Source organism: Mesorhizobium ciceri biovar biserrulae (assembly GCF_001618845.1).
Taxonomy (GTDB): Bacteria; Pseudomonadota; Alphaproteobacteria; order Rhizobiales; family Rhizobiaceae; genus Mesorhizobium; species Mesorhizobium ciceri.
Genome location: NZ_CP015064.1, coordinates 6,171,684 through 6,197,186 on the forward strand (window position 1 = coordinate 6,171,684; position 25,503 = coordinate 6,197,186).

Genomic DNA, 25,503 nt, shown 5'->3' on the forward strand with positions numbered 1-25,503 from the left:
GCCGGACACAGGAAGCTCTAGACGCGCGCCATGCACACGGAAGTGTGGCCGGAGCCGATGAAGCCGAGCTGGCCGGCCGCGCCCTTCGACAGGTCGAGCACGCGTCCCTTGATGAACGGACCGCGATCGTTGATGCGCACGACGACGCTGCGGCCATTGTTCTTGTTGGTCACCCTGAGCTTGGTGCCGAAAGGCAAGGTGCGATGCGCGGCGGTCATCGCCGACGGGTTCATGCGCTCGCCCGAGGCGGTTCTGGAGTGCAGGGCGTACCAGGAGGCGCGGCCGCACTGGGCGGCGGCGGTCGCCGAAGAAGCGCCGACCATCAGGCCAGCAGCGATCGTTACCGCGACAATCGCGGTCTGTTTTGGGTTCTTCATATTTGGGGGATGGCTCCGTTTTTGACAGACCCCAGCCGTTAGGTGCCAAATAAGGCGGGAAATGCGGCAGTGATCTGGCGGTTCCGTGGCAATGGCACACGTTTGGAGTCGCTGGGTAACAGTCTGTCAGGGATTTTCCGGCACGCGATGATCAATCAACGATGATCTTTGTGTTGCTATCGGGCATCCGTTTGACAAGATCGAACATTAATATCCAAGTAGAGCTCGGCGCGGCCGGGCCACTTCCTTTGGCTCTTTTATCGCGGTCCCGATGCTGCAACCAATCGACTTCAAAAGGGAGATCCGGCAATGAGGCTGACCAAAAATCTGCTGGCGTTGATTGTGCTTGCCGTCGGCGCGCTGTGGTCGCTGCAAGGCATCGGCGTTGTCGGCGGCAGCTTCATGACCGGCCAGTCGCAATGGCTCTATATCGGCGTCGTCACCATGCTGGTCGGGCTGATCGGGTTGGGGTGGGCGAACCGGTCAAGCGGGTGAGCTTGATGAAAGGTCGACCCCCACTCCGGCCCTTCGGGCCACCTCTCCCCCGATCGACGGGGGAGAGGAAAAGCGCGAGCTCGCCGACCTTGGCTCCTTCCTCTCCCTCCGGGGGAAGAGGTGACGCTGCGAAGCAGCGACGGAGTGGGGGAAGGCGGTCCTCGAGGGCCCTGCCCCCGGCCCTACCCGAATAGCCGATCCAGAATCTTGCCCTCCAGCCGGGCCAGCTCCACCGAACCGCGCCGGCGCGGCCGTTCCACGGGCACATCCAGATCGAGCGCGACCCGGCCTTCGCTGATCACCACGACCCGGTCGGCGAGCGCGACCGCTTCGGCGACATCATGCGTGACCAGCACGGCCGTGAACTTCTGCGCGATCCAGATGCGTTCCAGAAGCTGCTGCATCTCGATGCGGGTCAGGGCGTCGAGTGCGCCGAGCGGCTCGTCGAGAGCCAGGATCTGCGGGTGGCCGACCAGCGCGCGGGCCAGCGCCACGCGCTGCTTCTGACCTCCGGACAGCACCGAAGGCCATTCGTCGGCCCGGTCGGCAAGCCCGACCTCGCCGAGGATGTCGAGCGCGCGGTGCCTCGCTTCGCTACCGGTGGCGATGCCGGTCAGCCCGACCTCGACGTTTTCCACCACGCTGGCCCAGGGCAGGAGCCGTGGCTCCTGGAACATGAAGCGCGTGCGGCTGTGTCCTTCCTCTTCGACGCCGAAGGACAGCGATCCCGATGTCGGCCGGTCGAGCCCGGCCAGAAGCCGCAACAGCGTGCTCTTGCCGCAGCCGCTCTTGCCGATGACGGCAAGGAACTGCCCGGCCGGCACGTCCAGGTCGATGCCGTCGAGCACGGTCTTGTCGCCGAAGCGCTTGCCGGCATGCCTGAAGGCAAAGGCCCGCTGTCCTTCGACGGAGCCGATCGGCCGCACCGGCGTGGCGACGAAGGAACGGGCTGCGGTCAGGCTGGCGGCGGTCATGGGCAATCTCTCATCCGTTCTGGAAGGCCGGATGCCAGCCGAGCGACAGCCGCTCGAGCAGGCGGGCGAGGCTGTCGGCGAGCTTGCCGAGCAGCGCATAGATCAGGATCGACAGCACGACGACATCGATCAGCAGGAATTCGCGCGCCTGCATGGCCATGTAGCCGAGGCCCGAACTGGCCGAGATGGTTTCGGCGACGATCAGCGTCAGCCACATGATGCCCAGGGCATAGCGCAGGCCGACGAAGATCGCCGGCAGCGCGCCGGGCAGGATGACGCGGAAGAACAGGGCGCGCCGGTCCATGCCGTAGACGCGGCCCATCTCGACCAGCTGTGGGTCGACGCTCTGGATGCCGAGCAGCGTGTTGACGTAGATCGGAAAGAACACGCCGAGCGCCACCAGGAACAGCTTGGCTTCCTCGTCGATGCCGAACCACAGGATGACCAGCGGGATCAGCGCCAGATGCGGAATGTTGCGGATCATCTGCAGCGTCGTGTCGGTCAGGCCGCGGCTGAGCGTCGACAGCCCGTTGGCAAGGCCAAGCGCAAAACCGATCGAGCCACCGACGGCAAAGCCGGCAAGGGCGCGCGCGGTCGAGACGCCGATGTTGCGGATCAGTTCGCCCGACAACGTCAGCCGCCAGAAGGCCTCGGCGACCGCGCTGGGCGCCGGCAGCACGTTGGCCGGCATGAAGCCGGCGCGGCTGGCAATCTCCCAGCCGGCAATCACCAGCGCCGGCAGCAGCCAGCCGGTGGCGTTGCTATGCAGGCGCGTGGAAAAGCTCATGACGAAGCCTGCAGGCGGTTGGCGCCATGGAAGCCGACCGAGAATTCGTTGGCGATGTTCTCATGCGCCCGCTGCCGCCTGGTGCCGAGCCCGAGTTTCGGAAACAGAAGCTCGGCGACGCGGTAGGCCTCCTCGAGATGCGGATAGCCCGAGCCGATGATGGTATCGATGCCGATCGCCTGGTATTCGCGGATGCGCCCGGCGATCTGTTCCGGCGTGCCGACCAGCGCCGTGCCGGCGCCGCCGCGCACCAGCCCGACGCCGGCCCACAGATTGGGCGACACCACCAGCCTGTCACGGCGGCCGCCATGTAGCTCCGCCATGCGGCGCTGGCCGACCGAATCCATCTGGTTGAGGAAGCGCGCCTGCGCGTTTTCGATCTGGGCGTCGGTGACATGGCTGATCAGCCGGTCGGCGGCGCGCCAGGCTTCGTCCTCGGTCTCGCGCACGATGAAATGCAGCCGGATGCCGAAGCGCAGTTTTCTGCCGCGCAGCGCCGCCTTTGCGCGCGCCGCGGCCAGCTTCTCGGCGACCTGCGCCGGCGGTTCGCCCCAGGTCAGATACATGTCGACGAGGTCCGCGGCGAGGTCCTGGCCCGCATCCGACGATCCGCCGAAATAGAGCGGCGGCCGTTCCTGGTGCGGCAGAAGGTCGAGGCGGCCATTTTCGACGCGGTAATATTTGCCGTTGAAATTGACCCGCTCGCCGGACACCAGGCCGCGCCAGATGGTCAGGAATTCATGCGCCTGGGCATAGCGCTCGTCATGCGGCAGGAAGACGCCGTCGCCGGCGAGCTCGGTCGGGTTGCCGCCGACCACGACATTGAGCAGCAGGCGGCCATTGCTCAAGCGATCGAGGGCGGCGGTCTGGCGTGCGGCGAAAGTCGGCAGCGTCACGCCCGGCCGCAGCGCGACCAGGAACTTCAGTTTTTCGGTGAGTGTCGCGAGGCCCGTCGCGGTGATCCAGGAATCCTCGCAATTCTGGCCGGTCGGCAACAGCACGCCGGGAAAGCCGAGCCGGTCGACCGCCTGCGCGATCTCCTTGAAGTAGCCGAATTCGGGCGGCCGCTGCTGCTCCTCGGAACCGAGATAGGAGCCGTCGCCATGCGTCGGGATGAACCAGAAGAAATCGAGCGGTGCGGTGCTGGCAGGCGCGGTCATGTCTGGCACAGTCACGGGCGGATCTCCTGGAGATATGGGTGCGAACGCAAATCGCGCCGGGCGTTCTCATCCGGCGCCGTCAGGGGACAAGTCAGTTGCCGGGTGCCGTCCACACCGCGTCGGAGATGCGGACCGCGTTCGGGATCAGCCCGAGCTTGAAGAAGCGGTCTGCGGTCGCCTGCTGGCCGGCGATGATCTCGTCGGTGATCGGGAAGACGCCGAATTTGGTGCGGTTGGCGGCGATGATCTGCGCGTCGAGCGGCACGCCGGTCACCTCATGCAGCGCCGCGGCCACCTTGTCGCGGTTCTGGTCGGCCCATTTCGCCGCCTCGCCCAAGGCTGATATCGTCGTGGTGACGGTTTCGGGATGCGCCTTGGCGAAGTCCTTGTTGGCGAGGAAATAGGTGTTGACCTTCAGCACCTCGCTGGAGCGGGCCAGCACACGCGGCTGGTAGCGGGTTTCGGCGATGGCGAAGAACGGATCCCAGACGGTCCAGGCATCGATCTGGTCGCTGGCAAAGGCTGCGGCCGCATCCGCCGGGCTGAGATAGACCGGCGTGATCTGGTCGAACGGGATGCCGGCCTTCTCCAGCGCGGCGACGAGCAGATTGTGCGCGCTGGTGCCCTTGCCGACACCGACGCGCTTGCCCTTGAGATCGGCGACCGACTGGATCGGCGACGCCGGCTTGACGAAGATCGCCTCGCCCTCGCCATTCGACGGCAGCGCTGCGGCATAGACGAGGTTGGCACCGGCCGACTGGCCGAAGATCGGCGGCGCGTCGCCGGTCCAGCCGACATCGATGGCGCCGACATTGAGCGCCTCGACCAGCGGCGGACCGGCGGTGAACTCGACCCACTTGACCGTCACGCCCTTGTCTTCAAGTGCCTTCTCGATCACCTGCTGCTGCCTGGCGATCACCGGCAGGCCGGTCTTCTGATAGCCGATGCTGAACTGCTTCAGCTCCTGCGCCGTGGCGCCGAACGACACGGCAACCGTCGCTGCCAGCAGGCCGATGCCGAAAACACGTCTCGTTAGATTGAACATTGATCCCTCTCCTTCGCTGCGGATCGGCGCCGGAAATGGCCTCGCCGGTTGGAAGATGGATGAGGCTAGGTAATTCTATAAATTTAGTAGAGGAATGATTTTGCGAGTTAGAGGGGAGAATGGGAATTATCTTCTTTGGCTACCTGGAATTCGCCATCCTGGGGTCTGCGCTGCGTCGCTTCGCTCCTTGCTCCGCCCTAGGATGACGAAGACGCGGGGGCTAGTGCCAATCGCCAATCCCCTCATTGCGACCAGTACTGCCAGGCCCAGTAAAAACTCTCGTCGCGTGGCGGCAGGCGGTCGCGCTCGGCGTCCCAGCGGACCGGCGTTGGCGATTTCGGTTGCTGTTCAAGCGGCTGGCTTTCCCTGGTCCAGGCGAGAAGCCAATTGCCGGCTTGGGCGAACAGCACGGCGGTGGAATGGGTCATCGGCATTCTCTCCTGCTCTTCTGGTTCCCAATCATTCGCGTCCCGCCCACGGGACGAGCACGCGCTCGATCCTGCGGAGGGTGAATTCCAGCACGAAGGCAATGGCCGCGATCACCAATATGCCCATCACCACCACGTCGGTGACGAGGAACTGGGCGGCCGACTGGATCATGAAACCAAGCCCGCGCGTCGCCGCCACCAGTTCGGCGGCGACCAGCGTCGACCAGCCGGCGCCGAGCGCGATGCGCAGGCCGGTCAGGATCGCCGGCAGTGCGCTCGGCAGGATCACATGGCGGACCACTTGGCGCTGAGTAGCACCCAGTGAGCGCGCCGCATTGATGCGTTCCTGCGAAACGCCGCGAACGCCGGACGCGGTCGACAATGCCACCGGCGCCAGCATGGAAATAGTGATCACCAGGATCTTCGACGGTTCGCCGATGCCGAACCAGATGACGACCAGCGGCAGGTAGGCGAGCGGCGGGATCGGCCGCAGGAACTCAAGCAGCGGATCGAAGATGCCGCGCCCGATCGTGCTGATGCCGATGGCGAGCCCAACCGGCACGCCGACGAGGATGGCGGCGACCAGCGCGGCGAAAACCCGGCCCAGGCTGGCGATCGCATGCTGCAGCAGCGTCGCATCGACGAAGCCGTCGCGGGCGACGGTGATGAACTTGTTCCACACCGCAACCGGCGAGGGCAGGAACACTGGCGACACCAGTTGCAGGCGGGCCGACAGCGCCCACAGCGCCAGCACCACCAGCATGGTCATCACGCTGACCGCGCGCGCGGAAACGCCTTTGCGTTTCGGGCTGGACCGCGACCACGGCACCGACAGGCCGTCGGCCTCGTCGACCTTGTGTCCCGGCCGCTCGGTGTAGGAGGTAACGGTCATGCCGCCTCTCCTTCGAAGATCGCGTCGGTTAGTTCGCCGCGCGCCGCGGCGAAGGCCGGGTCGGCCTTGATGGTGCGGATGGCCTCGCCCGATGCGTAGCGCCTGGAGAAGCCGGGTTCGAAAGTTTGCACCACGCGGCCCGGGCCAGGCGCCAGCACGACGATGCGGGTGGCCAGCACCAGCGCCTCCTCGATGCCATGCGTCACCATCAGCACGCCGACATCGCTTGCCGTCCACAGATCGAGCAGCGTCGTCTGCATGCGCTCGCGCGTCAGCGCATCGAGCGCGCCGAGCGGTTCGTCGAGCAGCAGGAATTCGGGTTCGGCGGCGAGCGCCCGAGCCAGGCCGACACGCTGGCGCATACCGCCGGAAAGCTCCCAGATGCACTTGTCGCCGGCGTCGGCGAGCTTCACCAGCGCCAGCAACTCATCGGCGCGCCGCGCCCGCTCGGCCGGAGCGACACCGCGCAGCCTGAGCGCGAAGGCAACGTTTTCGCGCGCCGTCAGCCATGGGAACAAAGCATCGTTCTGGAACACCACCGCCCGGTCCGAGCCAGGGGCTGTGATCGGTTTGCCGTTGATTGAAGCCGTACCGCGCGCCGGCGCGACAAGGCCGGCGGCGACGTTGAGCAGCGAGGTCTTGCCGCAGCCGGAACGGCCGACCAGCACGACGAAATCGCCCTTGGCGACATCGATCGACACCCGCTCGACGGCAGGCGCTGCCTGGCCGTCATAGTGGATCGAGACCTTGTCCAGTACGAGATGCGGGTCGAGCACGAGATGCGGCATGGATGCCTCGCGGTTCGTTGAAATCCGACTGCCCCGGCCCTCGTCAGCGGTTCCGGGGCAGTCAGCACGCGGCGTTAGGGAAAAAGATCCGCGCGCGTTCAGAGCAATTCCAGGAAAAGTGTGAAGCGGTTTTCCGTCCGGAATTGCGTTAAGCGAGTACTAGTTCGAGGCGAGCGCCTCGGTGACGTATTTCGACGATACGTATTTCGAATAGTCGGGAAGCACGGCGTCGATCTTGCCTTGCTCCTTGAGGAAGGTGGATGTCGCTTCGACCGCCTTGACCGTGCCGCCGCCGAGGAATTTGTCGGAGGCCTGCTCTTCCAGCGTCGGGAAGACATAGCCCTTGAGCAGCTGCGGCACTTCTTCCAGCTTGGCGCCGGTGAGTTTGGCGATCGCGGCCGCCTGCGGCGACGATACCGACCAGGCTTCGGGCTTGGCGAGGAACTCGGCATATGCCGCGCCCGTCACCTTGACGAAGTCGCGCACCGCTTCCGGGTTCTTTTCGGCGAAGTCGGTGCGCACGATCCAGGCGTCGAAAGTCGGCGCGCCCCAGGCGGCGACCTGCGAGGAATCCACCACCACCTTGCCCGTCGTCTTGATCTGGCCGAGCGCCGGATCCCAGACATAAGCGGCGTCGATGTCGCCGCGCGAAAAGGCGGCGGCGATTTCCGGAGGCCTGAGATTGAGGATCTCGACCGACTTCGGATCGACGCCCTCATGCTTCAGTGCCGCGAGCAGGCTGTAATGCGTCGTCGAGACGAACGGCACGGCGACCTTCCTGCCGGCGAGGTCGGCTATTTTCTCGATGCCGGCGCCGTTGCGTGCCACCAGCGCCTCGGATTCGCCGATCAGGCCGACGATGAAGATGGTCTGGATCGGCAATTCGCGGCTCGCCGCCGCCGCCAGCGGACTCGAGCCGACATAGCCGATATCGACCGAACCGGAAGCGACCGCGGCGATGACATCGGCGCCGGAATCGAATTTGCGCCAATCAATGGTGGCCTTCATCGCCTTTTCATAGGCGCCGTCGGCCTGCGGCACTTTCGAGGGTTCGACCACCGTCTGGTAGCCGATGGTGATCTTGAGGTCGTCGGCCAGGGCCGGGCCGAGGAAGGCCGCGCCGGCAAGTGCCGCTGATGAGAGGAGAACAATGCGTCGCGAAATGATGGACATGAAGGGCTCCTGAAAAGAGAAAAACCGGAATGCTTCATAATAGTCAGCTAATTCTATGGTTCTTGTAGAGTTAAATCCTTCCAACCAAGGCGGGCTTGTTAGAAAAAAGCTGTCGATGGTGAGGTGGTGAGGCGGATAGGGTGGTTGCGGTGAGGCAGAGTGTCGCCACAGGGCAGGCCTTTCGACGCCGGCGGGCCAGCGCCCCCCTCTGTCCCATCGACCTTTAACCTCCTGAACTGCGGTGATGGCTCCGCCTACGCCCACCGCGAACTAGAATTCCCGCTTCCGGCCTCTTCCAGGCAAATTCATGCCTCAAACAACCGCCGATTTGACAACCCATTCCGCGTGTTCGAGGGTAAGTATAGTAATCTTATCGACATTGAGACTGGAGGCGACGATGAGCAGTCACCATATCGCGATGATCGCGCCCCCAAACTCGTGCGCTTTTGTGTCCCTGTGGGCACAAAGGCTAGTCAAAATGGCCGGCGCGGCTTGAAAACGAAGCAAAATCAGCAGTTCTCGGCTTGTACATCATGTCACTAGAATTTATGTGTCATGCGGGCTTGGACGCGGCGGCAACGCACGCCAGGCGTTTTGCAACCGATGGTTCCATGCCGTCGCATGCCAGAGAAATTTTGATCTCATGCTCACCAAAAAAGGTAAGTACGGCCTCAAGGCGCTTGTCCACCTCGCGCGATTGCCGGCCGGGCAGCTCGCCTTCGTCAACGACGTCGCCACCGGCAACAACATCCCGAAGAAATTTCTCGACGCCATCCTGGGCGAGTTGCGCAATGCCGGCTTCGTCCAGAGCCGCAAGGGCAAGGATGGCGGCTATCGCCTGGCGCGGCCCGCCGACGAGATCAAGGTCGGCCATGTCGTGCGCGTCCTCGACGGTCCGCTGGCGCCGATCCCCTGTGCCAGCCGCACCCAGTACCAGCGCTGTGAAGATTGCAACGAGGCGACATGCCAAGTCCGACATCTGATGCTCGAGGTCCGGCAGGCGATCGCCGAGGTGCTCGATCAGCGCAGCCTCGCCGAAATGCGCGATATCTCTCTCGACGACCTGTCGGTCGGCATCGGCGATCTGCCGGTCGCGGTGAAGGTCCAGGCCTGACACTGGCGCTGCGCAGAGCGAAGGCATGCCTATGACCGGGCGCGCCAACTCCATCATCATTGTCGGTGGCGGCGCCAGCGGCGTCGTGCTGGCCGCGCATCTCCTGAAGTCGTCCAATCCCGACCTGCGCGTCACGCTGATCGAAAGGCGCCCGCATTTCGGCCAGGGCATCGCCTATTCGACGCTGCTGTCGGCGCATGTACTGAATGTCAGCGCCGCCGGCATGAGCGCCTATGCCGACGATCCCGGCAATTTCTGGCGCTGGCTTCAGGAACGCGGCCTGGCAACGGCTGAGGAGGCGCCCTTCTATGCGCCACGCAGCATCTATGCCCGCTATCTCGGCGAGTTGCTGGTCGATCTGGAAGCGCGGGAAAAGCAGAGCGGTCGGCTTCGGCTGATCCGCGAGGAAAGCCTCTCGATCACGCCCACCGCCTCCGGCGTCGAAGTGGCGCTGGCCAACGGCACCAGCGTCGTTGCGCATCTCGCCGTGCTGGCCACCGGCCACGACGAGGAGCCGGCGCAAGGCCATGCCATCAGGATGGGATCGGAAGCCGACACAGCACTTCCGCCCGGCGCCGGCGTCATGGTGCTGGGCACCGGCCTCAGCATGGTCGATGCTTTCCTGGCGCTGGAGCAACGCGGCCATCGCGGCGACATCATAGCTGTGTCCAGGCGCGGCCTGCTGCCCTCGCCGCATCGCAAGGGCAATCCGATCAAGCTCGACGTCGCCGACATTCCGCTCGGCACGCAGCTCTCCTATTTCGTCGGCTGGTTCCGCGACCTGATCAAGGAAAACCAGAAGGCCGGCATCGACTGGCGTGACGTCGTCGACGGGCTGCGGCCGTTCAACCAGAAGATCTGGCAGAACTGGCCGGCTTCCGCCAAACGCCGCTTCGTCGAGCACACCAAGGCCTGGTGGGACATCCACCGCCATCGCATGGCGCCCGAGGTCTACGCCCGTGTCACCGAGGCCGTGCAATCCGGCCGCATCCGCCTGGTCGCCGGCCGCGTCGTCGACATTGCGCGCAACGGCGAATTCACCGTCCAGGTCCACTCGCGTCACACGCAGCGTCTCGAGACCTTCGAGGTTGCCCGCATCTACGATTGCTCTGGCATCGTGAGGGACATCTCGACCTCGTCGAACAGCGTCGTGCGCTCGCTGGTCGACCGCGGCCTGGCAAGGCCGGATCCGCTGCGCATCGGCCTCGACGTATCGACCAAATGCGAGATCATCGCCGGCGACGGAACCGTTTCGGCCAAGATCCTCGCCGTCGGCCCGCTGACGCGCGGCACCTTCTTCGAGATCGACGCCATTCCCGATATCCGCGTGCAGTGTGCGAGGCTGAGCAAGCAGCTGCTGGGCTAGGCTGTGTCGTAGATGATGCCGGCCTGCAAATGGCGGCTTCCTGTGCTTCCGGTGCTCACGTACCCAAAAGTACGCTCCGCTCCGGTTCTCGGAATCTGCCATTTTCGGCTCGGCCTGACCTGAATCTCGACACACCCTCCAAGCCCTTGAGGCACAAACCGGAATTTCATTCCGCATCTGGCCGGTTGATTGGCACGATCTATCTTCTTTCCGACTGCAAAGGGCTGGAAAAGAGGCTACGCTGCCGCCCTGCCCAGAGGCGGTCGCTTGGTCATGGAGCATCGATATGAGCGAGCATGAGATCGCCGCACTGGACAGTGCCCCCTCGGAAGCCGAATTGTCCCGCCTGCGTCCGCCCTACAAGTCGGTGCTCGACCTGATCGGCCAGACGCCGGTGGTCGAGCTGACCAAGTTCGACACCGGCAAATGCCGGCTGTTCATCAAGCTCGAAAGCCAGAATCCCGGCGGCTCGATCAAGGACCGCATCGCGCTGTCGATGATCGCCGCGGCTGAAAAGCAGGGCAAGCTCAAGCGCGGCGGCACCATCGTCGAGGCGACCGCCGGCAACACCGGGCTTGGCCTCGCCCAGGTCGGCATCCCCAAGGGCTACCGCATCGTGCTGGTCGTGCCCGACAAGATGTCGCGCGAAAAGATCCAGCACCTGCGCGCGCTCGGCGCCGAAGTGCGCATGACGCGCTCCGATGTCGGCAAGGGCCATGCCGAATATTACCAGGACATGGCCGAGAAGATCGCGGCGGAAACGCCCGGCGCCTTCTATGCCAACCAGTTCGCCAACCCGGCCAATCCGCTGGCGCATGAATCCACCACCGGCCCCGAGATCTTTTCGCAGCTCGACGGTAACGTGGATGCCGTGGTGGTCGGCGTCGGCTCGGGCGGCACGCTGACCGGGCTTGGCCGCTACTTCGCAAAAGTGTCGCCGAAGACCGAAATGGTGCTGGCCGATCCGGTCGGCTCGGTGCTGGCGCCGCTGATCAAGACTGGCAAGATGGAAGAGGCCGGCAGCTGGACCGTGGAAGGCATCGGCGAGGATTTCGTGCCGCCCAATGCCGATCTGTCGCTGGTCAAGAAGGCCTATTCGATCCCCGACAAGCAGAGCATGCTGGCGGTGCGCGACCTCTTGTCCAAGGAAGGTATTCTTGCCGGCTCATCCTCGGGCACGCTGCTGTCGGCGGCGCTGCGCTATTGCCGCGAGCAGACGGTGCCCAAACGCGTCGTCACCTTCGTCTGCGACAGTGGCAACAAGTACCTGTCGAAGGTGTTCGACGATTTCTGGCTGGCCGAGCAGGGGCTGGCCGAGCACGAGCAGCATGGCGATCTGCGTGACCTGGTGATGCGCTCACACCGCACCGGCGACACCGTCTATGTCGGCCCGGACGAAAGCCTGCTCAATGCCTATGGCCGCATGCGCCGCTCCGATGTCTCGCAGCTGCCGGTGCTCGACAATGGCAAGCTCGTCGGCATCGTTGACGAAAGCGACATCCTGGCCAAGGTCGACGGCCCTTATGACGGCCGCTGGGAGCGCTTCAACGGCCCGGTGCGCACGGCCATGACCTCCAACCTGCACACGCTGCAGGCCAGCCAGACGCTGGACGCGCTGCTGCCGGTGTTCGACCGCAACGAGGTCGCCATCATCTTCGACGGCGACGAATTCGTCGGCCTGATTACCCGCATCGATCTGATCAACCATCTGAGGCGCGCACGATGACCAGCAATACTCCGCCAGCCGGGAAAAACCGTCTGGCTTTCTCGACGCGCACCATCCATGGCGGCCAGAGCCACGACCCGCTGACCGGCGCGGTGATGGTGCCGATCTACGCCACCTCGACCTATGGCCAGCAATCGCCCGGCGTGCACAAGGGCTTTGAATATGCCCGCAGCCAGAACCCGACGCGCTTTGCTTTCGAGCGCGCGGTGGCCGACCTCGAAAGCGGCTCGGCCGCGTTCGCCTTCGCGTCAGGGCTGGCGGCGATCGCCACCGTGCTGGAGCTGCTCGATTCCGGTGCGCATATCGTTGCCACCGACGACATCTATGGCGGTTCCTTCCGGCTGATGGAGCGGGTGCGCAAGCGCTCGGCCGATCTGCGGGTCTCGTTCGTCGACTTCACCGACCTTGCCGCCGTCGAGGCCGCGATCCGGCCCGAGACGAAAATGCTGTGGGTCGAAACCCCCACCAACCCGCTGCTGCGCATCGTCGACCTCGAAGGCGTCGCCGCACTTGCCAGGCGCAAGGGGATTCTCACGGTCGCCGACAACACCTTCTGCAGCCCCTATATCCAGCGGCCGCTGGAGCTTGGCATCGATATCGTCGTGCATTCGACGACCAAATATCTCAACGGCCATTCCGATATGGTCGGCGGCGTCGCCGTGATCGGCGATAACAAGGATCTGGCCGCCCAGCTGAAATTCCTGCAGAACGCCATCGGCGCCATTTCGGGCCCGTTCGACAGTTTTCTGGCGCTGCGCGGCCTCAAGACCTTGGCGCTCAGGATGGAGCGCCATTCCGCCAACGGGCTGAAGATCGCGCAATGGCTGGAAGCGCGCCGCGACGTCCGCCGCGTCATCTATCCCGGCCTCGCCAGCCACCCGCAGCACGCCGTCGCCGTCCAGCAGATGCATGCCTTCGGCGGCATGATCACAGCCGTGCTCGACCGCGACCTAGCCGGCACCAAAAAGTTCCTCGAACGCACGCAATTGTTCACGCTCGCCGAAAGCCTCGGCGGTGTGGAGAGCCTGATCGAACACCCGGCGCTGATGACGCATGGCTCCATACCGGCGGAGAAACGGGCCGAGATCGGCATATCGGATTCGCTGGTAAGGTTGTCGGCGGGGATCGAGGATGGCGATGATCTGATTGCGGATCTGGAGCAGGCGCTGGCGGGCTAGAAGCTCAATCAACTTGCAACTTCAGCGTTGCCCCTCATCGCCCTGCCTTGGCTCCTTTCCTTTCCCTCCGGAGGGGGGGAGAGGTGGCTCGGCGAAGCCGAGACGGAGTGGGGGAAGGCGTTCGCAGGCGCGCAGTCGCCGCAAGACAGGCACAATCTGACGAGCAAGAGACCTCAGGGCGCGCGGCAGGGTCGACCCCCACTCCGTCGAGCTTCGCTCGACACCTCTCCCCGATCGACGGGGGAGAGGAAGGGCAAGGGGCGGCGCGCCGACGTCTCATGATGATGGACCGGCCAATTGACCCCGAACCCCATCTGCCCGAAATGTAGCGCCCCATGGCCACGCGCGAACCACCCAAGCCCACTGAACCCCTCACTTTCGCGGTGCTGGTGTTCCCAGGTTTTCCGATGATGGCGTTCAGCTCGGTCATCGAGCCGCTGCGCGCCGCCAATGTCCTGGCGAAACGGCAATGCTATCGCTGGATCATCGTCGGCGGCACGAAAGGTGCGGTCGAGGCGTCGAACGGCGTCGTCATCCAGCCGGGCTTTTACGCCGAGGATGCCCCGAAGGTCGACCGCATCGTCGTCTGCTCGGGCGGCGATGCCGATCATCTCGTCGCCGAGGACGCGGCACACTGGATCCGCAAGAGTCTGCGCAATGGCGCCCATATCGGTGCGGTGGCGGATGCCGCGTTCTTCCTGGCGCGCGCCGGCCTGCTCGACGGCCATGCCTGCACCTTGCACTGGACCAGCCAGGCCGCCTTCACCGAAGCCTTCCCCAACATCGAGCTCAGGCGCGACCTCTATGTCATCGACCGCAAGCGCTTCACCTCGGCCGGTGGCGTCGGCAGCCTCGACATGATGCTGGAGATCATCACCCGCGACTACGGCGCCGAGCTTGCCGCCGGCGTCGCCGAATGGTTCGTGCACAGCCAGCTGCGCTCCAGCATCGACCGCAAGATGATGCCGCTGCGGCTGCGCACCGGCGTCCAGAACGAGCTGGTGCTGTCGGCCATCGCCATCATGGAGGATGCGGTCGAGGAACGGCTCGGCATGGCCGAGCTGACCGCGAAGCTCGGCGTGTCCTCAGACAAGCTCGAGCGCTCCTTCCGCTCCGAACTCGCCATCTCGCCCAACGGCTATTACCGGCGCCTGAGGCTCAAACGCGCCGCCGACCTGCTGGCGCACTCGACGCTCGCCGTGCGCGACGTGGCGCTGGCATGTGGGTTTGCCTCGATGTCGAGCTTTGCCCGGGCGTTTCGCGAGGAGCATGGCCACCCGCCGAAGCTGGCGCGACGGCATTAGGCTTGGCGCTCGCTGACGCTGTGAGAGGTTAGCGCATCTCTTGTTAGGCCAGCGGCATCCCGCACAACACATGCGGTTCTCCGCACAATCCTCCCGCCCCTCTTGCGCCATGCTCCGACCTCGCAACCCAGCCAAGGCCGAGCCCATGAGCATCGTCGTTTTCGACCCCGACAGCACCGAGGACGTGGACTTCAAGGACCGCATGCGCCACCCCGCGGCGGCCGATCCGGCCGGCGGCATGTGGCTGTCGGACACCGAACCGTCCTTCATCGATGCCGACGCCTTGCGCAAAGGCCGGCTGGCCAAGCTGCGCGGCTGGATGCGCAAGGCCGGCTATGGCGGCGTGGTGCTGTTCGATCCGTACAACCAGCGCTACGCCACCGGCTCGCGCAACATGTTCGGCTATTTCCTGCGCAACTCGACCCGCTATTTCTTTATCCCGACCGACGGGCCGATCGTGCTGTTCGAATACCCGCAGAGCTATCATGTCTCCATGGTACTCGACACGATCGACGAGGCGCGGCCTTCCAAGTTGGTCTGGTCGTCGGTCTCGGGCCGCGACGACGAGACCGCAGGTCCGTTCGCCGACGAGATCGCCGAGCTTTTGAAAAAGCATGGCGGCGGCTCGATGAAGCTCGGCCTCGACCGCTGCAGCCATCTGCAGGCGCTGGCGCTGGAAAAGCGCGGCTGTGAGGTCAGGGATTGCCAGGGCGAGATTTTGGCGGTGCGCGCGGTGAAGACGCCGGAAGAGGTCAAATGCCTGCAGGTGTCGATGGCCGGCGCTGAGGCCGCCGTCTATGCGGTGCGCGAGGCGATCAAGCCCGGCGTTTCCGAAAACGACCTGTTCGCCATCATGTATGGCGAGGTCATCCGCCAGGGCGGCGAGTTCATCGAGACGCGGCTGCTGACATCAGGCCAGCGCACCAACCCGTGGTTCAACGAGGCCAGCGGCCGCAAGATCCGCCCCGGCGAACTCTTGGCGCTCGATACCGACACCATCGGCTGCTACGGCTATTATTCGGATTTCTCGCGCACCTTCCGCTGCGGGCCAGGCAAGCCGACCCCTTACCAGAAGTCGCTCTACCGCATGGCGCACGATCAGGTTCAGCACAACATTTCGATCGTCAAGCCCGGCATGGCCTTCCGCGAGATCGCCGAGCAGGCGTGGAAGATCCCCGACCGTTTCGTCGACCAGCGCTACACCTCGGTCATGCACGGCGTCGGCATGCATGGCGAAACGCCGTTCATCGCGCATGCCATGGATTACGAGACCTATGGCCGCGACGGCCATATCGTGCCAGGCATGGTGGTGAGCGTCGAAAGCTATATCGGCGAAAAGGGCGGCCGCGAGGGCGTCAAGCTGGAGGACGAGATCCTGATCACCGAGACGGGCACGGAGTTGCTGTCGCGCTTTCCTTATGAGGACGAGTTTCTGGAGACGCAGGTTTGATACGGGCAACCAATGAGCGCCTCGTTGCCTGGCGCCCCCCTCTGTCCCGCCGGCATACGGAAGGGTCTTTGACTGCCTCGCCCATGCATCACGCAGGCGACGCATGAAAACGCCCATCTCCATCAAGCGCGGCACCGTGGCCGCGATCTTCATCGACCTGCAGGAAGAGCATCGGCAGGACCCGCGTTATCTGGTTGAAGGCTTCAGCAGCATCCTCGCCAACGTCCTGCGCCTGCAGGCGGCGGCGCGGCAGAACCATGTGCCGCTCTACCACTGGGCCTACATCGTCGATCTCGACAGCCAGGACCGCCCGTTTCATCCGCTCGGCGAGGACGGCAAGTCGGCCTTTTCCGACAAGAGCGATCCGCTGACCGAAATCTGCCATGAGGTGGCGCCGGCCAAGGGCGAGGCGCTGCTGATCAAGGCCGAGGCCAGTGCCTTCCGCACCGGGCCGGCCGCGCGCGACATCAAATCCGCCGGCATCGAGTGGCTGGTCATATCAGGCGTCTGGACCGAGGCCTGCATCGACGCCTCCGTCAAGGATGCGGTGGCAAAAGGCTTTCGCGTGCTGCTGGTCAAGGATGCCTGCGGCAGCGGCAGCGCCGCCATGCACCAGACCGGTATCCTCAACCTCGCCAACCGGCTCTATGGCGGCGCCGTCACCGACACCGACGGCGCCTGCCGGCTGCTGGCCGGCGAAACCGTCACCGTCTGGCAGGTCGAGGGCTCGGTGCCGCTGCGCTTCTCCTTCGACAACGCGGCCGCGCTCTACGCCGATCTATGACGCGCGGCCCCTACAAAACACGGCTCGACCCGGCCCTTTGGGCCTATATCGACGCCGTCAACGCCTGGTATCCGCCCGAAATCATCGGCCTGCCGATCGACAAGCAGCGCGCTGTCTACGACAGGATGAGCCGGGCTTTCCACCAGGGCCGCCCGGCTGGCGTCAAGGCCAGCGACGGGCTGATCGCCGCCGCCGGCCGCGACATCCCGGTCCGGCGATACCGGCTCGAGGGCAACGCCGCCCAGGCGATGGTGATCTACTACCACGGCGGCGGCTTCATCCTCGGCGGGCTCGAAAGCCATGACGACATCTGCGCCGAGCTCTGCGCCGGCACAGGTTTCGACGTGCTGTCGGTCGATTACCGGCTGGCGCCGGAGCATCTTCATCCCGCCGCCTTCGACGATGCGGTGGCCGCCTTCGAATGGGCAGCGGCGAGATCAGGCCTGCCGCTGGTGCTGTGCGGCGAAAGCGCCGGCGGCAATCTCGCCGCGGCGGTGGCGCAGGCGACGCGCCGCCACGCCGGCGCCGCGATCGGCCAGGTGCTGATCTACCCCGAGCTCGGCGGCGACGAGCGCGCCGGCTCCTACATCGAACGCGCCGACGCGCCGCTGCTGTCGGTGGCCGACGTCGCCTTCTACCGCGACGTCCGCTCGGCCAGGCGCCAATCGCTGGACGATCCGACTTTTGCGCCGCTGCGCGACAAGGATTTCACCGGCCTGCCGCCGACGGTGATCGTCACCGCCGAATGCGACCCGCTGTCGTCGGATGGCGAGACCTATCGCGACCGCATTGTGGCCGCCGGCGGCAAGGCGTGGTGGCACGAAGAGCCGAGGCTGGTGCACAGCTTCCTGCGCGCAAGGACGACGGTGCCGGCGGCGGCGGAAGCGTTTGCGCGGATTGTCGGCGCGGTTGGCGCGCTGGGTAAGGGCGAGTGGCCGTATTGAACGTGGCGAAGGCCCCCTCATCCGGCGCGCTTCGCGGCCACCTTCTCCCCGCTGGGGAGAAGAGAGAAGCGCCGGCGCTGCAAGTCTCCTCTCCCCTCGGGGAGAGGTCAGCCGAGCGAAGCGGAGGCTGGGTGAGGGGGCTTCGTAGAGCGGTCCCCTCTCCGTCTCGGCTTCGCCGAGCCACCTCTCCCACTTTCGTGGGGCGAGGAACCCAAGCCTCCCCTGCGGAGCGCCGCACAATCACTGCGGAAAAGCGAACACTCCGCAGCGTCACCCCGCTCTATCATTCCCCCTCAGGCAACGGCGCCCCGGCGGTCGCGTCCGCCCCCGCGCCTGTCGATCGGCCGGGGCGATTTTTCTGTGCATGCCATTGTCCCAAAACCGCTGGGCACCTTTGGGCGGCATGCATCAACAACAGGGGAACGACGATGAAATTCATGCTGACCGACCGCAAACTCCACCCGCAGGCCAAACCCGTCGCCGACGATTTCAAGGCCGGCGGCATCAACCGCCGCGAATATCTGGCGCTGATGGCCGGGCTCGGCGTCAGCGCCGCCGGGGCGCTGGCGCTGGGCGGACTTGGCACCATCCCTGCTCGCGCGGCGGAACCCAAGAAGGGCGGCGTCCTGCGCGTCGCCATGAACGTCAAGGGTTTCAAGGACCCGCGCACCTTCGACGGCGTCGAGATGTCGAATGTCGCCCGCCACTGCAACGAATATCTGGTGCGCTGGAACACCGACTTCTCCTTCGAGCCCTGGCTGCTCGAAAGCTGGGAGGCGAGCGACGACGCCAGGACGCTGACCCTGCATGTGCGCAAGGGCATCTCATGGTCGAACGGCGATGCCTTCAACGCCGACGATGTCATCCACAACCTCACCCGCTGGTGCGATGCCTCGGTGCCCGGCAATTCGGTCGCCGCGCGCATGGGCGCGCTGGTCAATGCCGACACCAAGAAGGTGGTCGATGGCGGCATCGAAAAGGTCGACGACTTCACCATCAAGCTGAACCTGCCCAAGCCCGACATCTCGCTGATCGCCGGCATGGCCGACTATCCCGCACTGATCATGCACCGCTCCTATGAGGGCGACGGCGATCCCCTGAAGGCGCTGGCCATCACCACCGGTCCCTGCGAGCTGGTCAGCTGGGATGCCGAGACCGGTGCCGAGGTGAAGCGCAAGGATAAGCCCTGGTGGAAGGGCGAATTCCATCTCGACGGCATCAAATGGGTCGACTACGGCTCCGACCCCAACGCCATGCTCTCGGCCTTCGAATCCGGCGAGATCGACACCGACCACGAGACCGCTTCCGATGCCGTCTCGCAGACCGAGACGATGGGGCTGATGAATTCCGAGATCGCCACCGGTTCGACCATCGTCGCCCGCTTCAATGTCGCCAACGCGCCCTATGACGACGTCAAGGTGCGCCGCGCCGCCCAGCTCGCCGTCGACAATGCCGCCGTGCTGGCGCTCGGCCTCGGCGGCCGCGGCAAGCCCGCCGACAACCACCATGTCGGCCCCATGCACCCCGAATATGCCGATATCGGCCCGGCGAAGCGTGACGTCGAGCAGTCGAAGAAGCTGTTGGCCGAGGCCGGCAAATCAGACCACGAGTTCGAGCTCATCTCCGTCGACGTCGAATGGCAAAAGAGCACCGGCGACGCCATCGGCGCGCAGATGCGCGAGGCCGGCCTCAAGATCAAGCGCACCGTGCTGCCCGCCGCCACCTTCTGGAACGACTGGAGCAAATACCCCTTCTCCTGCACCGAATGGCTCGGCCGCCCGCTCGGCGTCCAGGTGCTGGCGCTGGCGTATAAATCCGGCGCCGCCTGGAACGAAAGCGCCTATGCCAATCCCGAATTCGACACGCTGCTCGACAAGGCACTGGCGACACCGGACGCCAAGGCGCGCAAGGAGATCATGGCCGGCATCGAGAAGAACCTGCGCGATTCAGGCATCATCATCCAACCCTACTGGCGCTCGGTCTACCGGACGTACCGCAAGGGCGTGGAGGGTTGCGAACAGCACCAGGCGCTGGAGCAGCACTTTGAGAAGGTGTGGATTGAGAGTTGAGAGGCGGTCCGCGCTAGCGGACGTAAAGCCAATTGCTTGGCTTTACGAGCCTCGAACGCTCTGAGCCTGCGAAGGGCCGGGCGACGGTGATGCGCCGGCATTTCTAACCTTCTCCCCTTGTGGGAGAAGGTGGATTGCCGCGCAGCGGCAAGACGGATGAGGGGTGTTCCAGCTTGGCGATACGCCAACAGTAAACGCCCTGAACCAGAGCAGAACCTTCACCGCCTCACTCCGTCACGCACCCCTCATCCGTCTCGGCGCTGCGCGCCGATCCACCTTCTCCCACAAGGGGAGAAGGTCAGAAGCGTCAGCGCCCCTTCAAGTGCAGGGCTAGCCGGTGGATCGCTGCGATCATCTGCGGGTTGAAAATGGCCGGCGCGAATGCCGGTGAGGCAGTTGCCTGAGCCCGCGCCGGCCACTGGCGAACCTGGGTCCGCCGCCCGGATTTTTTACCGCCCCGCCGATGCCCGATCAACCAGGCCGGACGCTTGGTACGCAAGCGAACAAAGCTTCACCGCTCCGCCCTCAGCAGCGTCCAGATCCAGCCGACAAAGGTCAGCACCAGGAACGGATAACCGGCGGCGGGCAGCGGTGCGGAGGTCGGCAGCAAGGGCGCGCCCCACAGGATCATGCAAGCCGAGACGACAAACAGCGCGGCGGCCACCAGCGCGGTGAGCCGCATCCAGAGCGCAAAAGTTTTCGGCACGCTGACCATGACCAGTGCCGCCGCCCAAAGCGAGATGCCGCCGACATAGGACGGCACGCTGGCCTCAAGCCCCGCCGCATTGCCGGCCATCAGCAGCGTCTCGCCGGCCAGGAAGGTCAGGAATCCGGCAGCGATGCAGTCATGGCCCAGCCGCTGGTATTTCATCGTCAACAGCGCCGTCGCCACCACGAGCGCCGCGCCGTCGATCGTCCAGAGCGTTTCACGCTGCGGGGCGCTGGCGACGAAGGTGCCGGCCAGGCCGAAGGCACCACCGATGGCGAGGCCGAGAGCGGCGATGGTGTCTGATGTGGTGCGCATGTGATGTGTCCCCAAGCCGTCGCAACGACACGTCGTGTCGGAGACCTATTGACGTCTAGGCAGGAGCATTATTGCAAGCCTGCGCAGTCAATTTTTTGCTGTGGCGATACGAGAGGCGAAAGAAAAAAGCGAATCCCCATCAATGGGTTACGCGGAATTGTGAGTAACCTTTTGATTCCGTTTGAATTTTTTACCAAATCAGAATAATATCTGTGTCGGCGGGGTACGCCGGAACCCCCTTGGGCGGTATCGTAGATGCTGCAGTCGGACGGACGGTCGCCCACTTTGGATGGTGGCCTACAAGCCCCCGATGGCAACGAGGCCGGGACCCGCCGCTTTCATATCGCGTAGCCGTAAAACCGGAAGACTTTCTTCTGCGCGTCCGTAAGTTTCAGTGTCCAGTTCTTCCACGGAAGAAGCGTGACCCCGCACCCTGCGTAGTGGCCGTCGCCACGAGACGCCATGCGATCTCGCAGAGCTTCCGCGTACTCTGTATTCCACTTTTTGGTTCCGGCGTTTGCTGCTTGGTAAAAGGCGCTGGCAACCACGTCTGCAATCTGACAGCCCGCGTTTTTGTTGTGTTCGATAACTTCAATCAAACGATGGTCGATGACCCTGAAATCGGGGACGTTAGCCGTCTGGTAAATCCGCCCATTTTCTGATTGTTTCGCCAGCAGGTGTATATACGTTTCAACGTGTCGATACGAGTGCCCACCCCGTTTCGAAAACACCAGCTTTACGTGTCTAGGTTCGCCGGTCTCGCTGATCGACCGGCGCGCGCACCACTGGCTGACACGTTCGAGTAAGACGCGGATGCAGTAGTTGTAAAAGTAGTTGTGTTTGTGAAGAGTGACCGCTTCGGCTTGGGGATTGCGATACCCACGCATATTCTTTTTGTTCGACGCTACGACAAAGAAGCGCAGATTTTCGGCGGCTAGAGCTTGGCAGACGGGTAGCTTTTTGTGTTCGACCAGATTGCGAAAATGCAGGTCGGGGCTTTGCGTCGAAAAAACGGATTTCTTGATTGTCTGTATGAGCGGCACCAATTCAGGCTCACTGGTGGCGCGCGCCACGGCGCAGCCGACCGTGAACCATTCACTCGCGCCATTCGGATCTATCGGTGCAACAGTTTTGATACCAGGGTCGCCAGCTTCATCAAAATAGGCAACGAAGTACGGGTCTGGTACACTTCCCTCAGAAGCCATTCGATATGAAGGCGACCGACAAAGAAAAGAGTCAAGTTGAGAAGTTTCGTGACGCCGCCCGTGAGCTGGAAACAGACCAGCAGGGGAAGCCTTTGACCGGGTCTTGAAAGAAGGTGGTTAAATCGCCGCCTCCGAAGGACGGTTAGCGCAAAGACGAAAAGTCGAGCTAGCTCAAACCCAGCAATCGACCGAGCTCAAACGCAGCATCTTCAGACGGAAGCTTCGCGAGTATGCACACGTCTGAATTATGAGAATTTGCTGGTTTCTGGTAAAGAAAGTAACCGATCGATTCTGAGTCGGCAATATTGTGCGCCGCAGCAACATCTGAAGTGATCGGGGCGATAAATAGCTTTTCGCCGGTTCTTGATTCGCCACTAAAGAAATAGTCCGACACCTGAGGCTCCTTCCATGTCCGTCAAGACTCATAGGGAAGTCAAGAACCCACGTCTTTCCGACAATAAACTTGCCGACTACATGAATGCTTCAGAACAAGCCCGACGGAGCATATTACGCAGTTGCAAATATCAGCCGAAAGCGGCTGTTATCCAGCATCACGATGCTAAGAAAATGGTAGCAGAATCAATGGTTAATGGCAAGATTAACCATGATATGTTAACGCAAAAACTTGGTCTCTATGGCGGTAAGATCACAGATACCGACTTTGAAGCGGAAGTTAAGCAGCACAATATCGATTACGTTAATTGTGTGTTAACGATGGGGTGTCAGCCAATTAAGGGTACGGACTTCGACCGGTGCAAAATATCGAAGAAGCTGGACTTCAACGGCACAGAGATATCCTTTTTCCCGGATTTGCTTGTAGCGAGGACAAATCAAAAGAATAACCGCAAGATCGGCGCTATCAATTTCCGATACAGTAAATCGGCCAAGCTACCGGAGAAAACCGCAGGCTATCAGTCGGCATTGATGTTTGGGGTGTTTCGCGACGAGCCGTTTGAACCCGAGGCGATGGCCGAGCGGGATCTTTGCCAGACTCTGGATTGCTTCAACGGTAAGGTCTATGTCGCCCCGACGAACGCCGTCTACCTCTACAATGAGATGAAGGCGGCTTGCGGCGCTATCGCTTATCAATGGCCGAACATCGAGCCGCCAACTGGGGCGATCTTCTAGCGGCTGACCCTTTACCCGATCCCGACGACCGTTCAGCGGGTATCCCGGATAATAATCTCCACCGCGCAGCGTCAGCGCCGCGCTGGCGGGGGGCCCGCTGCCTCCGGCAGCTCCCCCGCTTTCGAAGCCTGCCATCGATCCACCGGATCGATGACTTGGCGCGCTATGCGCGCCAACCGGCTTCTCAATCACCCATCTTCAGCGCCTGGATAAACGCCTCCTGCGGAATATCCACCTTGCCGAACTGGCGCATCCGCTTCTTGCCTTCTTTCTGCTTGTCCAGCAGCTTGCGCTTGCGTGAGACGTCGCCGCCGTAGCATTTGGCGGTGACGTCCTTGCGCAGCGCCGAGATGGTTTCGCGCGCGATGACCTTGCCGCCGATGGCGGCCTGGATCGGGATCTTGAACAAATGGTTCGGGATCAGCTCCTTGAGCTTCTCGCACATCTGCCTTCCGCGCTTTTCCGCCGCCGTGCGGTGCACCAGCATGGAGAGCGCATCCACCGGCTCCTCATTGACCAGGATCGACATTTTTACCAGGTCGCCTTCCCGGTAGTCGGTGAGGTGGTAGTCGAAGGAGGCGTAGCCCTTGGAGATCGACTTCAGCCGGTCGTAGAAATCGAAGACGACTTCGTTGAGCGGCAGGTCGTAGATCAGCATGGCGCGCTTGCCGACATAGGACAGGTCGGCCTGGATGCCGCGCCGGTCCTGGCAGAGCTTCAGGATACCGCCGAGATAGTCGTCGGGGGTCAGGATGGTGGCGCGGATCCACGGCTCCTCGATCGCCGAGATCTTCACCACGTCGGGCATGTCGGCCGGGTTGTGCAGTTCCTTCATCGAGCCGTCGGTCAGAGCCAGCCGATAAACGACGCTGGGTGCCGTGGCGATCAGGTCGAGGTTGAACTCGCGCTCCAGCCGCTCCTGGATGATTTCGAGATGTAAGAGGCCAAGGAAGCCGCAGCGATAGCCGAAGCCGAGCGCGGCGCTGGTCTCCATTTCAAAAGAGAAGCTGGCGTCGTTGAGGCGCAGCTTGCCGACCGCGGCGCGCAGATCCTCGAAATCGGCGGCGTCGACCGGGAACAGGCCGCAGAACACCACCGGCTGCGCCGGCTTGAAGCCGGGCAGCGCCTTGGCGGTGGCGCGCTTGTCCTCGGTGATGGTGTCGCCGACGCGGGTGTCGGCCACTTCCTTGATCGAGCCGGTGAAGAAGCCGAATTCGCCGGGGCCGAGCTCGTCGACATTGATGCGCGCCGGCGTGAACACGCCGGTGCGCTCGACCAGATATTTGGCGCCGGTGCCCATCATGCGGATGGTCTGGCCCTTCTTCAGCACGCCGTCGATGACGCGCACAAGCACGATGACGCCGAGATAGGCGTCGTACCAGGAGTCGACCAGCATCGCCTTCAGGGGCGCCGTGGCGTCGCCTTCGCGCGGCGGCGGCAATTGGTGGACGATGGCCTCCAGGACGTCCGGAATGCCAAGGCCGGTCTTGGCCGAGATCAGCACGGCGTTGGAGGCGTCGATGCCGATCACCTCCTCGACCTGCTCGCGGATGCGCTCGGGCTCGGCGGCCGGCAGGTCGACCTTGTTCAGCACCACGACGATCTCGTGGTTGTTGTCGATCGCTTGGTAGACATTGGCCAGCGTCTGCGCCTCGACGCCCTGGGAGGCATCGACGACCAGCAGCGAGCCCTCGCAGGCGGCCAGCGACCGCGACACTTCATAGGCGAAGTCGACATGGCCGGGCGTATCGATCAGGTTGAGGATATAGTCCTCGCCATTGTTGGCGCGGTACTTCAGCCGCACCGTCTGCGCCTTGATGGTGATGCCGCGCTCGCGCTCGATGTCCATCGAGTCCAGCACCTGCTCCTTCATGTCGCGCAGCTCCAGCCCGCCGGTCAGCTGGATCAGCCTGTCGGCAAGCGTGGATTTGCCATGGTCGATATGGGCGACGATGGAGAAATTGCGGATGTGGTCGAGGGGCGTGCTCATGGCGCGCGTTTAGCAGGGGTGGCTTGCCCGAGCAAGCTGTGCGCCTTTGCCGGAGCAGGCAGCACGGGCACCTGTCGCTTTTTTCGCGCTTTTCGCGAAAAA

At 63.8% G+C, this 25,503-nt stretch carries 24 protein-coding genes; 11 read left to right on the top strand and 13 right to left on the bottom strand.

Going from position 1 to position 25,503, the window contains the following annotated elements; genetic code table 11:
• Positions 1-17: 17 nt before the first annotated feature.
• Positions 18-377, bottom strand: coding sequence for a septal ring lytic transglycosylase RlpA family protein (locus A4R29_RS29180; protein WP_013528714.1), 360 nt, complete (start codon positions 375-377; stop codon positions 18-20).
• A 309-nt stretch (positions 378-686) separates the two neighbouring features.
• Here A4R29_RS29180 and A4R29_RS34705 point away from each other — a divergent pair, with 309 nt between their 5' ends.
• Entirely contained in the window at positions 687-872 is a 186-nt protein-coding gene (locus A4R29_RS34705) for a hypothetical protein (RefSeq protein WP_063173425.1), read from the top strand.
• A gap of 182 nt (positions 873-1,054) precedes the next feature.
• On the opposite strand, the gene A4R29_RS29190 is transcribed toward A4R29_RS34705, so the two are convergent.
• The 8 genes from A4R29_RS29190 to tauA form a co-directional block, all read right to left on the bottom strand.
• Positions 1,055-1,846, bottom strand: a complete 792-nt coding sequence (locus A4R29_RS29190; protein WP_063173426.1) for an ATP-binding cassette domain-containing protein — start codon at positions 1,844-1,846, stop codon at positions 1,055-1,057.
• 10 nt (positions 1,847-1,856) lie between these two features.
• Positions 1,857-2,633: an ABC transporter permease subunit gene (locus A4R29_RS29195; RefSeq protein WP_063173427.1), complete on the bottom strand. Its 777-nt coding sequence runs from the start codon at positions 2,631-2,633 to the stop codon at positions 1,857-1,859.
• Positions 2,630-3,793: an FMNH2-dependent alkanesulfonate monooxygenase gene (gene ssuD / locus A4R29_RS29200; protein WP_063173428.1), complete on the bottom strand. Its 1,164-nt coding sequence runs from the start codon at positions 3,791-3,793 to the stop codon at positions 2,630-2,632. Before ssuD ends, A4R29_RS29195 begins: the two co-directional genes overlap by 4 nt.
• A 91-nt stretch (positions 3,794-3,884) precedes the next feature.
• A complete protein-coding gene (locus tag A4R29_RS29205; protein WP_145923790.1) occupies positions 3,885-4,838 on the bottom strand; it encodes a sulfonate ABC transporter substrate-binding protein in 954 nt (317 codons plus the stop codon).
• A gap of 242 nt (positions 4,839-5,080) precedes the next feature.
• Positions 5,081-5,266: a hypothetical protein gene (locus A4R29_RS29210; RefSeq protein ID WP_013528709.1), complete on the bottom strand. Its 186-nt coding sequence runs from the start codon at positions 5,264-5,266 to the stop codon at positions 5,081-5,083.
• 31 nt (positions 5,267-5,297) lie between these two features.
• Positions 5,298-6,158 carry an ABC transporter permease subunit gene (locus tag A4R29_RS29215; RefSeq protein WP_063173429.1) on the bottom strand — a complete coding sequence of 287 codons (861 nt, stop codon included), beginning with the start codon at positions 6,156-6,158 and terminating at the stop codon, positions 5,298-5,300.
• Positions 6,155-6,946, bottom strand: coding sequence for a taurine ABC transporter ATP-binding protein (locus A4R29_RS29220; protein WP_013528707.1), 792 nt, complete (start codon positions 6,944-6,946; stop codon positions 6,155-6,157). The genes A4R29_RS29215 and A4R29_RS29220 overlap by 4 nt, the downstream gene beginning before the upstream one ends.
• A 159-nt stretch (positions 6,947-7,105) precedes the next feature.
• Positions 7,106-8,119 carry a taurine ABC transporter substrate-binding protein gene (gene tauA, locus A4R29_RS29225; protein WP_063173430.1) on the bottom strand — a complete coding sequence of 338 codons (1,014 nt, stop codon included), beginning with the start codon at positions 8,117-8,119 and terminating at the stop codon, positions 7,106-7,108.
• A 643-nt stretch (positions 8,120-8,762) separates the two neighbouring features.
• Between tauA and A4R29_RS29230 the strand changes: the two genes are divergently transcribed.
• From A4R29_RS29230 to A4R29_RS29270, 9 genes are all read left to right on the top strand, one after another.
• The gene (locus A4R29_RS29230) at positions 8,763-9,233 is read left to right on the top strand and encodes an RrF2 family transcriptional regulator (protein WP_013528705.1); all 471 of its coding nucleotides are present in this window, start codon (positions 8,763-8,765) and stop codon (positions 9,231-9,233) included.
• A gap of 31 nt (positions 9,234-9,264) precedes the next feature.
• Positions 9,265-10,599 carry an FAD/NAD(P)-binding protein gene (locus A4R29_RS29235; RefSeq protein WP_063173431.1) on the top strand — a complete coding sequence of 445 codons (1,335 nt, stop codon included), beginning with the start codon at positions 9,265-9,267 and terminating at the stop codon, positions 10,597-10,599.
• Between the two features lie 286 nt (positions 10,600-10,885).
• On the top strand, positions 10,886-12,325 hold the full coding sequence (locus tag A4R29_RS29240; protein ID WP_063173432.1) for a pyridoxal-phosphate dependent enzyme: 1,440 nt from the start codon (positions 10,886-10,888) through the stop codon (positions 12,323-12,325).
• Entirely contained in the window at positions 12,322-13,503 is a 1,182-nt protein-coding gene (locus A4R29_RS29245) for a trans-sulfuration enzyme family protein (RefSeq protein WP_063173433.1), read from the top strand. Before A4R29_RS29240 ends, A4R29_RS29245 begins: the two co-directional genes overlap by 4 nt.
• Positions 13,504-13,838: 335 nt before the next feature.
• On the top strand, positions 13,839-14,807 hold the full coding sequence (locus A4R29_RS29250; protein ID WP_024504110.1) for a GlxA family transcriptional regulator: 969 nt from the start codon (positions 13,839-13,841) through the stop codon (positions 14,805-14,807).
• Positions 14,808-14,952: 145 nt separating this feature from the next.
• On the top strand, positions 14,953-16,257 hold the full coding sequence (locus A4R29_RS29255; protein WP_027161258.1) for a M24 family metallopeptidase: 1,305 nt from the start codon (positions 14,953-14,955) through the stop codon (positions 16,255-16,257).
• A 103-nt stretch (positions 16,258-16,360) separates the two neighbouring features.
• On the top strand, positions 16,361-17,041 hold the full coding sequence (locus A4R29_RS29260; RefSeq protein ID WP_063173434.1) for an isochorismatase family protein: 681 nt from the start codon (positions 16,361-16,363) through the stop codon (positions 17,039-17,041).
• Positions 17,038-17,985, top strand: a complete 948-nt coding sequence (locus A4R29_RS29265; protein WP_063173435.1) for an alpha/beta hydrolase — start codon at positions 17,038-17,040, stop codon at positions 17,983-17,985. Before A4R29_RS29260 ends, A4R29_RS29265 begins: the two co-directional genes overlap by 4 nt.
• A gap of 428 nt (positions 17,986-18,413) precedes the next feature.
• Positions 18,414-20,054: an ABC transporter substrate-binding protein gene (locus tag A4R29_RS29270; RefSeq protein ID WP_063173436.1), complete on the top strand. Its 1,641-nt coding sequence runs from the start codon at positions 18,414-18,416 to the stop codon at positions 20,052-20,054.
• Between the two features lie 511 nt (positions 20,055-20,565).
• Here A4R29_RS29270 and A4R29_RS34710 read toward each other — a convergent pair.
• The 3 genes from A4R29_RS34710 to A4R29_RS34335 all read right to left on the bottom strand — a co-directional run bounded on the left by A4R29_RS34710 (position 20,566) and on the right by A4R29_RS34335 (position 22,677).
• Positions 20,566-21,078, bottom strand: a complete 513-nt coding sequence (locus tag A4R29_RS34710; protein WP_063173437.1) for a hypothetical protein — start codon at positions 21,076-21,078, stop codon at positions 20,566-20,568.
• A gap of 338 nt (positions 21,079-21,416) precedes the next feature.
• Positions 21,417-22,283, bottom strand: a complete 867-nt coding sequence (locus A4R29_RS29280) for a DUF3800 domain-containing protein (RefSeq protein ID WP_063173438.1) — start codon at positions 22,281-22,283, stop codon at positions 21,417-21,419.
• A 166-nt stretch (positions 22,284-22,449) separates the two neighbouring features.
• Positions 22,450-22,677, bottom strand: a complete 228-nt coding sequence (locus A4R29_RS34335; protein ID WP_127296913.1) for a hypothetical protein — start codon at positions 22,675-22,677, stop codon at positions 22,450-22,452.
• 14 nt (positions 22,678-22,691) lie between these two features.
• Between A4R29_RS34335 and A4R29_RS29285 the strand changes: the two genes are divergently transcribed.
• Entirely contained in the window at positions 22,692-23,411 is a 720-nt protein-coding gene (locus A4R29_RS29285) for a hypothetical protein (protein ID WP_145923791.1), read from the top strand.
• A gap of 184 nt (positions 23,412-23,595) precedes the next feature.
• Here the strand turns inward: A4R29_RS29285 and lepA are convergent, their stop codons facing one another.
• Positions 23,596-25,401 (bottom strand): translation elongation factor 4, encoded by a 1,806-nt coding sequence (gene lepA / locus A4R29_RS29290; protein ID WP_063169622.1) that lies wholly within the window; start codon positions 25,399-25,401, stop codon positions 23,596-23,598.
• Positions 25,402-25,503 lie beyond the last annotated feature (102 nt).

Bases quoted from the DNA above. Each gene is read 5' to 3' on its own strand.
- A4R29_RS29180 (WP_013528714.1), bottom strand. From the start codon at position 377: ATGAAGAACCCAAAACAGACCGCGATTGTCGCGGTAACGATCGCTGCT.
- A4R29_RS34705 (WP_063173425.1), top strand. From the start codon at position 687: ATGAGGCTGACCAAAAATCTGCTGGCGTTGATTGTGCTTGCCGTCGGC.
- A4R29_RS29190 (WP_063173426.1), bottom strand. From the start codon at position 1,846: ATGACCGCCGCCAGCCTGACCGCAGCCCGTTCCTTCGTCGCCACGCCG.
- A4R29_RS29195 (WP_063173427.1), bottom strand. From the start codon at position 2,633: ATGAGCTTTTCCACGCGCCTGCATAGCAACGCCACCGGCTGGCTGCTG.
- ssuD (WP_063173428.1), bottom strand. From the start codon at position 3,793: ATGACCGCGCCTGCCAGCACCGCACCGCTCGATTTCTTCTGGTTCATC.
- A4R29_RS29205 (WP_145923790.1), bottom strand. From the start codon at position 4,838: ATGTTCAATCTAACGAGACGTGTTTTCGGCATCGGCCTGCTGGCAGCG.
- A4R29_RS29210 (WP_013528709.1), bottom strand. From the start codon at position 5,266: ATGACCCATTCCACCGCCGTGCTGTTCGCCCAAGCCGGCAATTGGCTT.
- A4R29_RS29215 (WP_063173429.1), bottom strand. From the start codon at position 6,158: ATGACCGTTACCTCCTACACCGAGCGGCCGGGACACAAGGTCGACGAG.
- A4R29_RS29220 (WP_013528707.1), bottom strand. From the start codon at position 6,946: ATGCCGCATCTCGTGCTCGACCCGCATCTCGTACTGGACAAGGTCTCG.
- tauA (WP_063173430.1), bottom strand. From the start codon at position 8,119: ATGTCCATCATTTCGCGACGCATTGTTCTCCTCTCATCAGCGGCACTT.
- A4R29_RS29230 (WP_013528705.1), top strand. From the start codon at position 8,763: ATGCTCACCAAAAAAGGTAAGTACGGCCTCAAGGCGCTTGTCCACCTC.
- A4R29_RS29235 (WP_063173431.1), top strand. From the start codon at position 9,265: ATGACCGGGCGCGCCAACTCCATCATCATTGTCGGTGGCGGCGCCAGC.
- A4R29_RS29240 (WP_063173432.1), top strand. From the start codon at position 10,886: ATGAGCGAGCATGAGATCGCCGCACTGGACAGTGCCCCCTCGGAAGCC.
- A4R29_RS29245 (WP_063173433.1), top strand. From the start codon at position 12,322: ATGACCAGCAATACTCCGCCAGCCGGGAAAAACCGTCTGGCTTTCTCG.
- A4R29_RS29250 (WP_024504110.1), top strand. From the start codon at position 13,839: ATGGCCACGCGCGAACCACCCAAGCCCACTGAACCCCTCACTTTCGCG.
- A4R29_RS29255 (WP_027161258.1), top strand. From the start codon at position 14,953: ATGAGCATCGTCGTTTTCGACCCCGACAGCACCGAGGACGTGGACTTC.
- A4R29_RS29260 (WP_063173434.1), top strand. From the start codon at position 16,361: ATGAAAACGCCCATCTCCATCAAGCGCGGCACCGTGGCCGCGATCTTC.
- A4R29_RS29265 (WP_063173435.1), top strand. From the start codon at position 17,038: ATGACGCGCGGCCCCTACAAAACACGGCTCGACCCGGCCCTTTGGGCC.
- A4R29_RS29270 (WP_063173436.1), top strand. From the start codon at position 18,414: ATGAAATTCATGCTGACCGACCGCAAACTCCACCCGCAGGCCAAACCC.
- A4R29_RS34710 (WP_063173437.1), bottom strand. From the start codon at position 21,078: ATGCGCACCACATCAGACACCATCGCCGCTCTCGGCCTCGCCATCGGT.
- A4R29_RS29280 (WP_063173438.1), bottom strand. From the start codon at position 22,283: ATGGCTTCTGAGGGAAGTGTACCAGACCCGTACTTCGTTGCCTATTTT.
- A4R29_RS29285 (WP_145923791.1), top strand. From the start codon at position 22,692: ATGTCCGTCAAGACTCATAGGGAAGTCAAGAACCCACGTCTTTCCGAC.
- lepA (WP_063169622.1), bottom strand. From the start codon at position 25,401: ATGAGCACGCCCCTCGACCACATCCGCAATTTCTCCATCGTCGCCCAT.